General features: G+C 61.6%; 16 protein-coding genes. 15 read left to right on the plus strand and 1 reads right to left on the minus strand.

Annotated elements, in window-relative coordinates; all coding sequences use genetic code 11:
- Positions 1-5: 5 nt before the first annotated feature.
- Positions 6-779 (plus strand): L-threonylcarbamoyladenylate synthase, encoded by a 774-nt coding sequence (locus HNP00_RS06410; protein ID WP_184737120.1) that lies wholly within the window; start codon positions 6-8, stop codon positions 777-779.
- A complete protein-coding gene (locus tag HNP00_RS06415) occupies positions 776-1567 on the plus strand; it encodes a WecB/TagA/CpsF family glycosyltransferase (RefSeq protein ID WP_184737123.1) in 792 nt (263 codons plus the stop codon). The genes HNP00_RS06410 and HNP00_RS06415 overlap by 4 nt, the downstream gene beginning before the upstream one ends.
- Here the strand turns inward: HNP00_RS06415 and HNP00_RS06420 are convergent.
- Positions 1564-2460, minus strand: coding sequence for a glycosyltransferase (locus HNP00_RS06420; protein WP_184737124.1), 897 nt, complete (start codon positions 2458-2460; stop codon positions 1564-1566). The genes HNP00_RS06415 and HNP00_RS06420 overlap by 4 nt on opposite strands.
- Before the next feature lie 213 nt (positions 2461-2673).
- Here HNP00_RS06420 and HNP00_RS06425 point away from each other — a divergent pair, with 213 nt between their 5' ends.
- The 13 genes from HNP00_RS06425 (at position 2674) to HNP00_RS06480 (ending at position 13597) form a co-directional block, all read left to right on the plus strand.
- The gene (locus tag HNP00_RS06425; RefSeq protein WP_184737127.1) at positions 2674-3783 is read left to right on the plus strand and encodes an MraY family glycosyltransferase; all 1110 of its coding nucleotides are present in this window, start codon (positions 2674-2676) and stop codon (positions 3781-3783) included.
- Between the two features lie 127 nt (positions 3784-3910).
- Entirely contained in the window at positions 3911-4399 is a 489-nt protein-coding gene (locus HNP00_RS06430) for a hypothetical protein (protein WP_184737129.1), read from the plus strand.
- On the plus strand, positions 4386-4724 hold the full coding sequence (locus tag HNP00_RS23155) for a hypothetical protein (protein ID WP_395893790.1): 339 nt from the start codon (positions 4386-4388) through the stop codon (positions 4722-4724). Before HNP00_RS06430 ends, HNP00_RS23155 begins: the two co-directional genes overlap by 14 nt.
- Positions 4725-4805: 81 nt before the next feature.
- Positions 4806-5606, plus strand: coding sequence for a F0F1 ATP synthase subunit A (atpB, locus tag HNP00_RS06435; protein WP_184737132.1), 801 nt, complete (start codon positions 4806-4808; stop codon positions 5604-5606).
- A gap of 81 nt (positions 5607-5687) precedes the next feature.
- On the plus strand, positions 5688-5906 hold the full coding sequence (gene atpE / locus HNP00_RS06440; protein WP_028264751.1) for an ATP synthase F0 subunit C: 219 nt from the start codon (positions 5688-5690) through the stop codon (positions 5904-5906).
- A gap of 54 nt (positions 5907-5960) precedes the next feature.
- Positions 5961-6521: a F0F1 ATP synthase subunit B gene (locus HNP00_RS06445; protein WP_184737134.1), complete on the plus strand. Its 561-nt coding sequence runs from the start codon at positions 5961-5963 to the stop codon at positions 6519-6521.
- On the plus strand, positions 6521-7348 hold the full coding sequence (locus HNP00_RS06450; RefSeq protein WP_184737136.1) for a F0F1 ATP synthase subunit delta: 828 nt from the start codon (positions 6521-6523) through the stop codon (positions 7346-7348). The genes HNP00_RS06445 and HNP00_RS06450 overlap by 1 nt, the downstream gene beginning before the upstream one ends.
- Positions 7349-7431: 83 nt before the next feature.
- A complete protein-coding gene (gene atpA, locus HNP00_RS06455) occupies positions 7432-9069 on the plus strand; it encodes a F0F1 ATP synthase subunit alpha (protein ID WP_184737450.1) in 1638 nt (545 codons plus the stop codon).
- Positions 9070-9163: 94 nt separating this feature from the next.
- Positions 9164-10051: a F0F1 ATP synthase subunit gamma gene (locus HNP00_RS06460; RefSeq protein ID WP_184737139.1), complete on the plus strand. Its 888-nt coding sequence runs from the start codon at positions 9164-9166 to the stop codon at positions 10049-10051.
- 86 nt (positions 10052-10137) lie between these two features.
- Positions 10138-11592 carry a F0F1 ATP synthase subunit beta gene (gene atpD, locus HNP00_RS06465; RefSeq protein WP_184737141.1) on the plus strand — a complete coding sequence of 485 codons (1455 nt, stop codon included), beginning with the start codon at positions 10138-10140 and terminating at the stop codon, positions 11590-11592.
- 1 nt (position 11593) lies between these two features.
- Positions 11594-11878, plus strand: coding sequence for a F0F1 ATP synthase subunit epsilon (locus HNP00_RS06470; RefSeq protein ID WP_184737143.1), 285 nt, complete (start codon positions 11594-11596; stop codon positions 11876-11878).
- 10 nt (positions 11879-11888) lie between these two features.
- Positions 11889-12320, plus strand: a complete 432-nt coding sequence (locus tag HNP00_RS06475; protein WP_184737145.1) for a DUF2550 domain-containing protein — start codon at positions 11889-11891, stop codon at positions 12318-12320.
- Between the two features lie 23 nt (positions 12321-12343).
- Positions 12344-13597 (plus strand): alpha/beta hydrolase-fold protein, encoded by a 1254-nt coding sequence (locus tag HNP00_RS06480; protein WP_311770510.1) that lies wholly within the window; start codon positions 12344-12346, stop codon positions 13595-13597.
- Positions 13598-13631: the final 34 nt, after the last annotated feature.

The raw sequence follows: 13631 nt of genomic DNA on the forward strand, positions 1-13631 counted from the left end.
GCGCTGTGACCACAAGCTACAACTGCACGTCAGAGGAACAACGCGCCGAAGGCCTGGAGCATGCGCAGCGCGCCATCAGTGAGAAGAAATGCATCGTCATGCCGACCGACACCGTCTACGGCATCGCCGCCGACGCGTTCTCGCCCCAGGCCGTGACCATGCTGCTCGTCTCCAAGGGCCGCGGTCGCCACATGCCGCCCCCGGTGTTGATCCCGCGGCTCAATGCCTTGGACGGGCTGGCAACAGACGTATCGGAAGAAGCCCGTAAACTGGCAGACGCCTTCTGGCCCGGTGGCCTGACCTTGATCTTCCACGCCCAGCCGTCCCTGGATTGGGACCTGGGAGAGACCCGCGGAACCGTGGCCCTGCGCATGCCCGACGATGAAATTGCGCTTGAACTGCTCAACCGCACCGGTCCGCTGGCCGTGTCCTCGGCCAATCGCACCGGTCAAGCGGCGGCGCAGACAGCTGCCGAGGCGAGGATCCAGCTTGCTGAATCGGTCGAGGTGTACCTTGAGGGCGGGTTCCGGCCTGTCGAAGGAACCGAGTCCGTAGCGTCGACGATCGTTGACGCCACTACCTTGCCACTTCGAGTGGTCCGCGATGGTGCTCTTTCCCTGGAACTCCTACGCGAGGTGGTTCCGGGCCTGTTGGCCCTTGGCGAGACTGCGCCCGCGCCAAGCGGGGAGGCTGAGTCGGCCGTGGCGCCGGATACGGTGCCTGAAGCGCCGAAAGATCAGGCTGAGTTCCCAGTCTCCGGAGAGATCAAGGCCGAATGAGCCTGGTCCGGGATCGTGTTCCCCTCTTGGACGTTGACGTCACAGCCCTGCGCGTCGACGAACTTCTCGAGGCCATGCGAGGGTTCATTTCCGATGGCACCACGAAGGTGGTTCTTGGGCACAACCTGCACAGTGTCACGCTGTTTCATTCGAGTCCGGATTTCCGCCGCCTCTATGAACGCAGCGATGTGGTCCTCCTTGATGGTGCGCCCGTCGCCATGCTTTGGGGACTTGGCCGCCGCGGCGATTCACGAACTGACGGCCCCGGGCTGATGGAACACCGTCTGGGATCCACGGACTGGGTGCCAGCGCTGGGCGGTGTTGAAGGACTACGCCGGATCGCCGTCGTCGGGGCTGGCCCCGTGGCTAATGCCAAGACGGTCGAACGGCTCCGGGAGATCGTGCCCGGCGCCGAGGTCTCTGGCCGGGCGGGTGAGAATTGGGACGCCTCCAGCGAGGAGGCTACCGTTGCCTGGCTGGCGGAGTTCCGTCCGCAATTGGTGCTCCTTGGCCTTGGAATGCCGCTGCAGGAGTCGGTGTTGCACCGTCGCCTGGGCGAACTTCCGCCCGCCGTTTATTGCACGGTCGGCGGGGCTATCGAGCAGTTGGCGGGGCTCCAGAAGCTTGCTCCGCGCTGGCTCGGCCGGCTGGGGCTTGAATGGGCCTGGCGACTCATTCTGCATCCGGGACGCGTCGCATACCGGGTGTTCGGTGAGCCGTGGGTGCTGCTCAGCCTGCTCGTCCGCCGTCGGCTTGCAGGCAAGAACAGCGCCCCTCAGGGCCCTTAGAACTTCTGGTCCTCCAAGGGGCCGAAGCCCTTGTTCCGCAAACCGGCGGAGAACGCCCGGAACCACTCGGCGAGCCCGCGGAAGTCACCCCGGGGGAGGAAATAGCCTAGGTAGCCTCCGACGTCGGCCACCATGGACTTGCCGCGACGATACCTGCGGATCAAATAGCCGCGGTTGCGGTAGTAGAAGTAGCGCTTGAACGCCGAATCCGGCACGATCACGTGCCAGCGCGCGCCGAAGACGTGCTTCGTCTCGGAAAACGCGTGCGGGTGGGTGATCCACGCCGTCGCGACAGTACCGAACCGTATCCCGGCTTTCCTCAGGCGGATCATGAAGTCCACCTCATCGCCCCGGATGAAAAGCCGGATATCCGGCACTCCCACTTTGAAGAAGACACTGGAACGGATGAGGGCCCCGTTGAAGAAGTGCCCGACGTCTGGCAGGAACCCGGCCTTCTCGACTTCGGAACGGTCGTGGGTCACCTTGCCGTCGATCCGGAAGAAGAAGGAGAGCTTATCCGGGTGGCCGGGGGCCACCACGAGCGGGACCACGGCATCCAATCCCCGGGCTTCCGCTTCGCGAACCAGGGTTTCGAGGCATTCGGGATCCCCTGGTTCGGCGTCATCGTCCATGATCCAGACCCATTCGGCGCCGCTGGCCACGGCTTTGAGGATGGCTAGGGCGAAGCCGCCCGCCCCGCCAAGGTTGGCCTTGGAGCGGACGTAGTCCACGTTCGGATGGCTCGATGCGAGCTCCCGCGAAGGAGTGGTACCGCTGTCCACGAGACAGATGGTGTCCACCGGTAGGGACTGGTTGTTGACGGCGTCGAGCAGGACTGCAAGCTCTCCGGGGCGGTCAAAGGTCACAGCCGCAACGGCAACGGAGACAGTCATGTAGGGTTCCTTCCGGGCAGCAGCGGGAGGGTCTTCCCGGCTCGCCCTAGGGGCGCGTGAAACGGAGCAAGGCCGCCGTTGCCGCTAGTATCTTGAACAGAGTCCAACTGTAGTACAGCAATATTCGGCGGTGCGCAGAGGTGTTGCGGGTGTTGTGCCGGCAGCTATTCGCCGGGGACGAAATCCACCACCACCGCCAACAGGAGCCGCCACGTGATCATGTACTCACTCATGATGCTCACGGCTGCCGTCGTGTCCTATCTCGCAACGTGGGTAGCCCGCCAAATGGGGAACAGACTTCGGCTGTTTGCCCCTATCCGGAGCCGCGATATGCACTCTGTGCCTATTTCCCGGCTGGGTGGCCTGGGACTCTTCGCAGGCTTTGCCGTGGCCCTCGTCGTAGCGAGCAATTCGTTCTTCGTGAAGGACATCTTCCACGGAAACGGTGCGCCATGGGGGATACTGGCCGGTGCCCTGGTGATCGTCGCGGTTGGTGTTGCCGACGACGTGATGGACATCCGATGGTGGGTCAAGCTGATCGGCCAGTGCGCAGCCGCCACGATCGTTGCAGTCTGGGGTGTGCAGATGTCGGTGATTCCGTTTGTTCCGGAGCCCATCCGGATTGAGTCGGAACCGCTGCGGGTTGTCCTTACCGCCCTCCTCATTGTGACCACCATGAACGCCGTCAACTTCATCGATGGACTCGATGGCTTGGCGGCAGGCGTCGCCGCGATTGGCGGGGTCGCGTTCTTCCTGACCGCATACTGGGTCCACCGCAACGCGACACTCACTGATCGCTCGGACCTGGCGGCGCTGCTGATGGCGATCATCGTGGGTTGCTGCATCGGATTCCTGCCACACAACTGGTTCCCGGCCAAGATCTTCATGGGCGACTCGGGGGCCATGCTTTTGGGCCTAGTGATGGCCTCGGCAGGTGTTGTCTCCACGGGCCAAATCAGCTCCGGACTTTACGACCGCGCCAACGGTATTCCGACGATCGTCCCCATCCTGCTGCCGTTCGCGATTCTCTCGCTGCCGTTGTTGGACCTCGGGCTGGCGGTGTTGCGGCGAACAGCACGTGGGCAATCACCGTGGTCAGCCGATCGCGGGCACCTGCATCACAAGCTCATAGAGCTCGGTCACACGCACCGAACGGCAGTGCTCATGATGTATGTGTGGACCTGCATCCTGGCTTTCGGAGGCCTTGCTTTTGCGATCTTCCCCTGGCAAATGGTCCTTACCCTGGACATCCTGGCCGCGTTGATCATGGCCGGCGTGACAGCTTGGCCGTACTTCGTCCGAAAGGGACGCGCCGCCCGGTAGACGTCGTGTGACAAGGGCGTTAACATCACAGTTCTATCTCATGTAGAATTCTAGGGCGGACAGTCACTCGCCCGCGCACCCACCCTTTTGAGACTTTGGCATCCTTGCCACGACGATTGGCATCCCCATGACCTCCAACGCCGGCGGACAGCAGTCCGACTCCAGCGGCGTTGCTGCCCCACGCTCCACTTCTTCGCTCTGGCTGCGGCTCCTTTTCCTCAGCTCGGCGGCGGCGGTGGCGGCTCTTGCTGCAACGTCGGTTGTTGCGGCGGTCATGAACGGTGGCGTAGGAGTGCTTTCTGCCGCATTCGGCGGCGTGCTGGTGATGGCGTTCTTTGCCATCAGCCTTTTGATCGGCCATTTTGTTGGCCGGGACAACCCCTCCGGCGCGGTAGGCCTCTTAGTCGCCAGCTACTTTGTCAAGGTGGTCGGCTTTGCCGTGGTGCTGTTCGTCCTAGGAGCCCCCGCATGGCTGCACGGACGTTGGTTCGTGATTGGGGCCGTCGTTGCCGTCGTCTCTTGGCAGGCCGCCGAAATCTATGGCTTCAGCAAAGCGCGGCTCCAGATCTACAACGACCGCGCAGCAGGCAAAGGAGGCGACGATGTTCACTCGTAAGAACAAAGGACACTCCGCCACGCCCCGTGCCGCAAAACCCGGCGATTCCACTGAGCAAGTGAGCGACGGAAGCGACGGCGGATACAACGCCGGCATTGCCGTCTTTAGCTACATTGTTGGCGGAATCATAGTCTGGAGTTTGATAGGCTGGGGTCTGGATATTCTGTGGGGGACTCGCTGGATTGTGCTCGTTGGCGCTCTGCTCGGAGCCGCAGGGGGGTTCTATCTTTCCCACATGCATGGCCTTACCAGTCAACGGTCTTCAGCTGGTGAGAGCAAAGCACACAGCGGCCCGCCCCACGACGGGGACAGTAATGCCAAATAATTTCACACGGGAAATGGCTGCAGGAAACGCGGCCGGATCCTCAACAACGCCCAATGATGGACACTGCAGAGAGGAAACGCGTTGATCGCGCTTGCGCTCCCGGCCCAGGATTCAGGGACCTTCACTCCTCCCGGAATCGACCAAATGCACCTGCCGGCTATCCTGCCGTGGGGTGCGAGCGATGGCTTCTCCAAGCAGATGTTGCTGGTGATCCTGTCGGTCGTCCTTATCGCTACATTCTTCATCGCCGCTGCACGCAAACAGCAGTTGGTTCCCGGCAAGTTGCAGTTCGCAGGCGAGATGGCCTACGGCTTCGTCCGCAACAGCATCGCCAAGGACATTATCGGCGGCCGCGACTTCATGAAGTACGTACCGCTCCTGTTCACGTTGTTCTTCTTCATCTTGGTGAACAACATCTACGGCGCCATTCCCGTCATCCAGCTCCCGAGCTTCTCGCACGTCGGCGGAGCCTATGTTCTGGCCGCGGTTGTATATGTCACCTGGATTGGCATCGGCATCAAGAAGAACGGCCTGAAGTACTTCAAGCTGGCCACGGTTCCTTCAGGCGTCCCGTGGTTCATCCTGCCGATCGTCGTACCGATCGAAATCATCTCCAACTTCCTGGTCCGGCCGGTGACGCACAGCCTCCGTCTCTTCGCCACCATGATGGCCGGACACCTCATCGTCATGATCGCCGGCTCGGGTATCGAGTTCCTTGTCTCACAGGAAAACGTCCTCCTCAAGGGTGCTTCCGTGCTGGTCCTCGTAGGTGCCATCGCCATGTACATGCTCGAAGCCCTGATCATGGTGCTGCAGGCATACGTCTTCACCCTTCTGACTGCGATCTACATCGAAGGCGCACTCCACGCCGACAGCCACTAGGCACAACCCTCAATCTTCCCCCTCGGGGGTTGAAGCAAACCAAACAACCTGCCGCGACTGCGGCATCTTGAAAGGAATACAATGAACGGCGACATCAACGGCTCCCTTAACCTCATTGGCTACGGTCTCTCCGCCATCGGCGGTGGTATCGGTGTGGGTCTCGTATTTGCTGCTTACATCAACGGTGTTGCACGTCAGCCGGAAGCCCAGCGCGTGCTCCAGCCGATCGCGTTCCTTGGTCTGGCTCTGACGGAAGCCCTCGCCATCCTCGGCCTGGTCTTCGCTTTCGTTCTCAAGTAAACCGCTAAGAACCAAGCGAACATTCAGAACCGAGTAGATAAGGACGGGTGAAAAATGAATCAGCAGATCATCTCAGCCGCCGCTCAAGGCGCCGCCGAGTCGGCTAATCCGCTCCTTCCCAACCCTTGGGAAATGGGCGTCGTCCTCGCTGGCTTCGCGGTCCTCTTTTACATCGTGGTCAAGTTTGTTGTCCCGATGTTCGAGAAGACTTTTGCCGAGCGCGCAGAGGCGATTGAGGGTGGCATTGCCAAGGCTGAAAAGGCTCAGGCTGAAGCTTCTGCAGCTCTTGAAGAGTACAAGCAGCAGCTCCACGACGCCCGCGCCGAGGCCAACCGCATCCGCGAAGAAGCTCGTGCCGAAGGTGCCCAGATCCTTGCGGAGCTGAAGACCAAGGCAGCAGCCGAGTCGGCGCGTATCACCGAGCAGGCACACGCCCAGATCGAATCGGAGCGTCAGGCAGCTGTTGTCTCCCTGCGTTCCGAGGTGGGCACCTTGGCCACGACGTTGGCCGAGCGCATCGTTGGCGAATCGCTCAGCGATGACGAGCGTGCCGCCCGCGTGGTGGACCGTTTCCTGGCAGATCTGGAGACTCAGAGCGCAGGTGCAGCTAAGTAATGGCAGGTGTATCGAGCGAATCGCTGACCAAAGCGCTGGAGCAGTTGGAAGCCACGCTTCCGGTTGCCTCGCTGCAGTTGGCTAAGGACCTCTTCGGAATCCTGGGAACGGTGGACAGCTCGGCTGGCTTGCGCCGCGCCCTGACTGACCCTTCCCGCAGCGGAGAAGAAAAGTCGGCGCTGGTCAAGCAGCTGGTTGGCGGGAAAGTCTCCGCTGATGCTGCGGAAATCGCGAGCGGATTGGCCAGCTCCCGCTGGGCATCGGCACGCGATATCGGCGATGCACTCGAGACTCTTGCCGCCACGGTGGTCATCGCCGTGGCTGAAAACAAGTCGGCCGTTTCTGCCTCCGGAATTACGGGGCTGGAAGAGCTGGAAAACGATCTGTTTGCTTTCAACCAGGCCGTTGCTTCCAGCCACGAGGTACAACGTGCTCTGGGAGAGTCGCAGGCAAGTGCTGCGGCCAAAATCAGCTTGGCGGAGAAGCTGGTTCCTGGCGCAAGCCAGGAAGCCCAACTTCTCATCGGCCAGGCCGTGTCGCAGCCGCGCGGCGTCAAGCCGAGCAAGCTCATCGACAACTTCGCCAAGCTTGCAGCCAAGCGCCAGCAGCGCTGGATCGCAACTGTCCGCGTCACCCGTCCGTTGACGGATGCGCAGGCCAGCCGTCTGCAGGCCGGGCTTGATGCCCTCTACGGCCGCGAGTTGAAGGTCAACGTCAGCGTTGATCCGACTCTGATCGGTGGAATCCGGGTCCAGGTGGCAGACGAAGTGCTTGACGCTTCCGTTGTAGCCCGCCTGTCCGAGCTCCGCCGGCAGCTCGCTGGCTAGCCAGACAAGCACAACTTAACTGATACAAACACCGGTCATCGTGAGCAACGATGATCACGAAAACAGGAGAGCAGGGACTGCAGATGGCCGAATTGACCATCAACGCCGACGACGTCCGTAATGCGTTGAACGAGTTCGCGGCGTCCTACGAACCCGGAAACGCAGAACGCGTAGAGGTCGGCCGCGTGACCGCCGCAAGTGACGGCATCGCCCGTGTTGAGGGCCTTCCCTCGGTCATGGCGAACGAGTTGCTTCGCTTCGAAGACGGCACCCTGGGCTTGGCCCAGAACCTCGACGTCCGCGAAATCGGTGTCATCATCCTCGGTGACTTCACCGGTATCGAAGAAGGCCAGGAAGTCCACCGCACCGGTGAAATCCTGTCTGTCCCGGTTGGCGACGCCTTCTTGGGCCGCGTAGTTGACCCGCTGGGCCAGCCGATCGATGACCTCGGCGAGATCAAGGCCGAGACCACCCGTGCACTGGAACTCCAGGCTCCGGGCGTGACCCAGCGTAAGTCGGTCCACGAGCCGATGCAGACCGGTCTCAAGGCTATCGACGCCATGATTCCGATCGGCCGTGGCCAGCGTCAGCTGATCATCGGTGACCGTCAGACAGGCAAAACCGCCATCGCCGTGGACACCATCATCAACCAGAAGGCCAACTGGGCTTCGGGCGATGTCACCAAGCAGGTCCGTTGCGTTTACGTCGGCGTCGGCCAGAAGGCTTCCACCATCGCCGCTGTCCGCCAGACCTTGGAAGACCACGGCGCGCTGGAGTACACCACGATCGTGGCTTCCCCGGCATCCGACCCGGCAGGCTTCAAGTACTTGGCTCCGTACGCGGGCTCGGCCATCGGCCAGCACTGGATGTACGGCGGTAAGCACGTACTGGTGATCTTCGATGACCTGTCGAAGCAGGCTGAAGCCTACCGTGCAGTCTCCCTGCTGCTCCGCCGCCCGCCGGGACGCGAAGCGTACCCGGGTGACGTTTTCTACTTGCACTCCCGTCTGCTGGAGCGTTGTGCCAAGCTCTCCGACGAGCTGGGTGCAGGCTCGATGACCGGTCTTCCGATCGTCGAAACCAAGGCAAACGACGTCTCGGCCTACATCCCGACCAACGTCATCTCCATCACCGATGGCCAGATCTTCCTCCAGTCGGACCTCTTCAACGCCAACCAGCGCCCCGCTGTTGACGTCGGTGTGTCCGTGTCCCGCGTTGGTGGTTCGGCGCAGGTCAAGTCCATGAAGAAGGTCTCCGGTACCTTGAAGCTGGACCTGGCACAGTACCGCGACATGCAGGCGTTCGCGATGTTTGCGTCCGACCTTGACGCGGCTTCTCGCCAGCAGCTGACCCGTGGTGCCCGCCTGATGGAACTGCTCAAGCAGGGCCAATACTCGCCGTTCCCGGTCGAGGACCAGGTTGTGTCCATCTGGGCCGGTACAAAGGGCTACCTGGACGATGTCCCCGTTGAGGATGTCAGCCGATTCGAGTCTGAGTTCCTGGAGCACCTCAAGCACAAGTCCTCCATCCTGACCACGCTGGCGCAGACCAACGTCCTGGACGACGACACCGCTGAAGCGCTGAAGACAGCCATCGTTGCCTTCAAGAAGGGCTTCTTCGGCGAAGGCGACGACCGCTTGGTCGGTGCCGGACACGAAGAGCACGAAGCGATCTCCGGCGGCGAAGTCGACCAGGAAAAGATCGTCAAGCAGAAGCGCTAGAGCATTGGTCCCCGGGCCTGCGTACGAACGCAGGCCCGGGGCCTTCGCCAAAGCCTTAGCCGCTGATCCATCGGGATCTTAGGAAAGGAAATGTATGGGAGCCCAGATCCGGGTCTACCGTCAGAAGATCAGCTCGACGACGTCGATGCGCAAGATCTTCAAGGCGATGGAACTGATCGCTACCTCGCGCATCGGTAAGGCCCGCGCCCGCGTTGCAGCTTCGACGCCCTACGCAAACGCGATTACCCGTGCTGTTTCTGCTGTCGCAAGCCAGAGCGAAATCGATCACCCGCTCGTCACCGAGCCGGAGCAGATCCGCCGTGCCGCCGTCCTTGTCATCACCTCGGACCGTGGCCTGGCTGGTTCTTACTCCGCGAGCGTGCTCAAGAAGGCTGAAGGACTCAACGAGCTTCTCCGCGCAGAGGGCAAGGAAGTCAAGACCTACCTGGTTGGCCGTAAAGCCCAGGCTTACTTCGACTTCCGTAGCCGTTCGTACTCCCGCGTGTGGACCGGCGGAACGGACGCACCGGAATTCGAGACTGCCAGGGAAATCGGTGCTGCTCTTCTCGAAGAGTTCGCCAACGACTTCGCTGAGGGTGGTGTCGACGAGATCCATGTCGTTTACACCCGCTTCAAGTCAATGGTGACGCAGGAACCCACAGTTGTTCGCTTGCTGCCGCTCGAAGTTGAAGAGCAGACAGTCAGCGAGGCCGAGCTTCTGCCGCTGTACGAGTTCGAACCGGAATCGGAGCAGGTGCTTGACGCACTGCTGCCGCGTTACATCGAATCCCGCATCTTTGCAGCGATGCTGCAGGCAGCGGCTTCCGAGCTCGCGGCCCGCCAGCGCGCCATGAAGTCGGCAGGCGACAACGCGACCGAACTGATCAAGAAGTACACGCGACTGCGCAACACGGCCCGCCAGGCTGAGATCACGCAGGAGCTTTCCGAAATCGTGGCCGGCGCCGACGCCCTGAGCGCGTAGTTGCCGGTGCATGATTCGGCGCAAGCTACACCTGCACCAAATAGATAAACTTAACCCCACGCCATCTACTGAGTGAAGTGAGAGAGATGACTGCCACCGCTACCGAGCACGCAGCTGCAACGGCCGGCGCCACCGGCCGCATTGCCCGTGTCATCGGCCCGGTTGTCGACGTCGAATTCCCGGCTGACGCAATCCCGTCGATCTACCATGCGCTTACCACTGAGGTAACCCTCAACGGTGAGACCAAGACCATCACGTTCGAGACTTCCCAGCACCTGGGTGACAACCTCGTTCGTGCCATCTCCCTGCAGGCCACCGACGGACTCGTCCGCGGTACCTCCGTGCAGGACACCGGCGCCCCGATCTCCGTGCCCGTTGGCGACGGCGTCAAGGGACACATCTTCAACGTCCTCGGCAAGCCGTTGGACGTCGACGAGTCGGAGATCAAGGCTGACGCCTACTGGCCGATCCACCGCAAGGCTCCGGCCTTCGCGTCCCTTGAGGGCTCCACGGAGATGCTCGAGACCGGCATCAAGGTCATCGACCTTCTCACCCCGTACATCAAGGGTGGAAAGATCGGTCTGTTCGGCGGCGCCGGTGTTGGCAAGACCGTTCTGATTCAGGAAATGATCACCCGTGTTGCCCGTAACTTCGGTGGTACTTCGGTATTCGCCGGTGTTGGCGAGCGTACCCGTGAAGGTAACGACCTTTGGGTTGAAATGGAAGAGGCGGGCGTCCTCAAGGACACCGCCCTTGTGTTCGGCCAGATGGATGAGCCGCCGGGAACGCGTCTGCGCGTCGCACTCTCTGCGCTCACCATGGCGGAGTACTTCCGCGATGTGCAGAACCAGGACGTGCTGCTCTTCATCGACAACATCTTCCGCTTCACCCAGGCCGGTTCCGAGGTTTCCACGCTGCTCGGCCGCATGCCGTCCGCCGTTGGTTACCAGCCGAACCTCGCCGACGAGATGGGCCTCCTGCAGGAGCGCATCACCTCGACCAAGGGCCACTCGATTACGTCGATGCAGGCAATCTACGTGCCCGCCGATGACTACACCGACCCGGCTCCGGCGACCACCTTCGCACACCTCGACGCGACCACGGAACTTTCCCGTGAAATCGCCTCCCGTGGTCTGTACCCGGCCGTTGACCCGCTGACGTCGACATCCCGCATCCTGGACCCCCAGTACATCGGCAAGGACCACTACAACACGGCTGTCCGTGTGAAGCAGATCCTGCAGAAGAACAAGGAACTCCAGGACATCATCGCCATCCTCGGCGTTGACGAACTGTCTGAAGAAGACAAGATCGTCGTGTCGCGCGCACGCCGCATCCAGCAGTTCCTGTCCCAGAACACCTACACCGCCAAGCAGTTCACCGGCGTCGAGGGCTCCACCGTCTCCATCAAGGACACTGTGGAAGGCTTCACGGCCATTTGCGATGGCGAGCTGGACCACATCGCAGAGCAGGCGTTCTTCAACGTCGGCGGCCTGGATGACGTCGAGCGCCAGTGGGCCAAGATCCAGGAACAGACCAAGTAGTATGGCTGAGCTCGAGGTTGAGATTGTCGCAGCGGACCACTTTGTGTGGTCCGGTGCGGCCAAGATGGTCAAGGCCCGCACCAGCGATGGTGAAATCGGGATCCTGCCGGGCCACTCGCCGCTCCTCGCCATCCTGGCCGAGGGCGAGCTGGCCATCGAGCCGGTTTCCGGAGACCGCCTGTCGGTAGTTGTGGACGGCGGGTTCTTCTCCGTCGACAACAACCGCGTGGTGATCGTCGCTGACAACGCCCAGCTGGGCGAAGCAGCTACTGCGGGGATCCGATAGCAAGACCTTGATGGACGATTCTGCTATTCCGTTCATCGCCCTGGCAACGGCGTTTGCGTTGCTGATTTTTACACTGTGCCTCGTAGGGGTGCGCCGCTTCAATTTGCGGCGCGCCCTGGGCACGGTTGACGCCTCCATTTGCATGGCTGGAAACAGCTGGCGGATGGGGGTTTGTCGTTATCAGGACTCGGAGCTCGAATGGTTCCGTTTGCTCTCCCTCAGCTTCCGTCCGAGGCACAGCTTCCGCCGTAGCTCCTTGGAGCTCCTAGGCCGCCGGAAACCAACGGAGGAAGAACTCACGAGGCTACAACCCGACGTCGTGGTCGTGGAGCTGCAGCATGAAGGCCAGTCGTTCATGCTCGCCATGAGATTTGATGCCTACACCGGGTTGTCTTCCTGGCTGGAAGCCGGCCCCGTGGTGGGCGTCGGCACCTGGCGCTGAGGACTGTGGACTATTTCGACAAAGTGAGCCTTGTTGATGGTCCATTCTTTTGGACCATCCTTGGCGCAGGAATCGCCGGGGGCGCGTTCCTCCTCATTCGACGAAGCTGGCGGTGGGTACTCTCCATTGTTGTGGCTGTCGTGATGGCAAGTGGAGTTGTGGCGTTCATCCACTGGATGCTCGTCAACGTTCTCACAGTGTTCCCTGAGGACCTCCCCTTCGATGTTCTCGCGTGGTCCGTGGTTGCTTTCTCAGCGCTGGCCCTCTTCCTAGTCCGGCTCCCTCGCTCTTCGTGGCGTGGCAGGAGTGCAGCTGCCGCCTCGTTCGTCGCTGTCCTGCTGCTCTCTGCGCTTCAGATCAACAGCTATTTCGGCCTCAACCACACGGCTGCTGATCTCTTCGGCCACAATGTGGGGCGGATCCCGGAACTTGGGGATGAGTTCAAGAAGGGTGCTTCCGGAAGCCTGAGAGCGTGGGCGCACGGTGGGGGATTAGTCCGCCGGGCATCGATTCCGGGGACCGAATCCGGTTTCAAGGCACAGGATGCTTTCATCTATCTGCCGCCTGCCTATCTGGTCGCCGATCGCACCCAACTACCAGTGCTGGTGCTGTTTGCCGGCCAGCCCGGACGTCCCGCCGACTGGCTGACCGGCGGCCTGCTCGAACCGACCATGAATACCTTCGCGGCAAAACACGGTGGAGTGGCGCCGGTCGTGGTGGTGGTCGATCCCAACGGCTCCGATACCGCGAACACCATCTGCATGGATAGCCGGATCGCCCGTGCCGACACTTACCTCTCTATCGATGTTCCGCGATGGATCAACTCGACTCTCGAGGTCTCCGCGGATCCGAGGAAATGGGCAGTCGGCGGGTTTTCCTTCGGTGCCACGTGTGCCATGCAGATGACTACCCTGCATCCTGAAATCTATCCTTCGTTCATTGCCTTCTCGGGCGAGCGGGAGCCTTCGCTTGGTCCGGACCGCCAGCGGACCATCCAGACCGCATTCGGCGGAGACTCTGCCGCTTTCGATGCCCTGACACCGCTGATCTTGATGAAAAAACAAAACTACGCCGGGCATGCGGCCTTCATCGCGGTCGGTAGCGCTGATAGCGAATTCAGCCATTTCGCCACCGAGCTTGCGGCGGCAGCCCGCGGTTCAGGGTTCGACATCAGGCAGGCTTCAGTTGCCGGCGCCGGTCATTCGTGGGCCGTGGCCGTGCAAGAGTTTCCTTCTGCCCTGGATTTCCTGGCTCCTCGATGGGGGATCACACCGTGAGCACCCAGGAAGCTCAATTGTCCAAGGACCAAGC

It is taken from the genome of Arthrobacter sp. AZCC_0090 (assembly GCF_014207375.1).
Lineage (GTDB): Bacteria > Actinomycetota > Actinomycetes > Actinomycetales > Micrococcaceae > Arthrobacter.

Coding starts and splice junctions, on each gene's coding strand:
- HNP00_RS06445 (WP_184737134.1), top strand. CDS start 5,961: ATGAATCAGCAGATCATCTCAGCCGCCGCTCAAGGCGCCGCCGAGTCG.
- atpA (WP_184737450.1), top strand. CDS start 7,432: ATGGCCGAATTGACCATCAACGCCGACGACGTCCGTAATGCGTTGAAC.
- HNP00_RS06415 (WP_184737123.1), top strand. CDS start 776: ATGAGCCTGGTCCGGGATCGTGTTCCCCTCTTGGACGTTGACGTCACA.
- HNP00_RS06420 (WP_184737124.1), bottom strand. CDS start 2,460: ATGACTGTCTCCGTTGCCGTTGCGGCTGTGACCTTTGACCGCCCCGGA.
- HNP00_RS06470 (WP_184737143.1), top strand. CDS start 11,594: ATGGCTGAGCTCGAGGTTGAGATTGTCGCAGCGGACCACTTTGTGTGG.
- HNP00_RS06475 (WP_184737145.1), top strand. CDS start 11,889: ATGGACGATTCTGCTATTCCGTTCATCGCCCTGGCAACGGCGTTTGCG.
- atpE (WP_028264751.1), top strand. CDS start 5,688: ATGAACGGCGACATCAACGGCTCCCTTAACCTCATTGGCTACGGTCTC.
- HNP00_RS06430 (WP_184737129.1), top strand. CDS start 3,911: ATGACCTCCAACGCCGGCGGACAGCAGTCCGACTCCAGCGGCGTTGCT.
- HNP00_RS06450 (WP_184737136.1), top strand. CDS start 6,521: ATGGCAGGTGTATCGAGCGAATCGCTGACCAAAGCGCTGGAGCAGTTG.
- atpD (WP_184737141.1), top strand. CDS start 10,138: ATGACTGCCACCGCTACCGAGCACGCAGCTGCAACGGCCGGCGCCACC.
- HNP00_RS23155 (WP_395893790.1), top strand. CDS start 4,386: ATGTTCACTCGTAAGAACAAAGGACACTCCGCCACGCCCCGTGCCGCA.
- HNP00_RS06460 (WP_184737139.1), top strand. CDS start 9,164: ATGGGAGCCCAGATCCGGGTCTACCGTCAGAAGATCAGCTCGACGACG.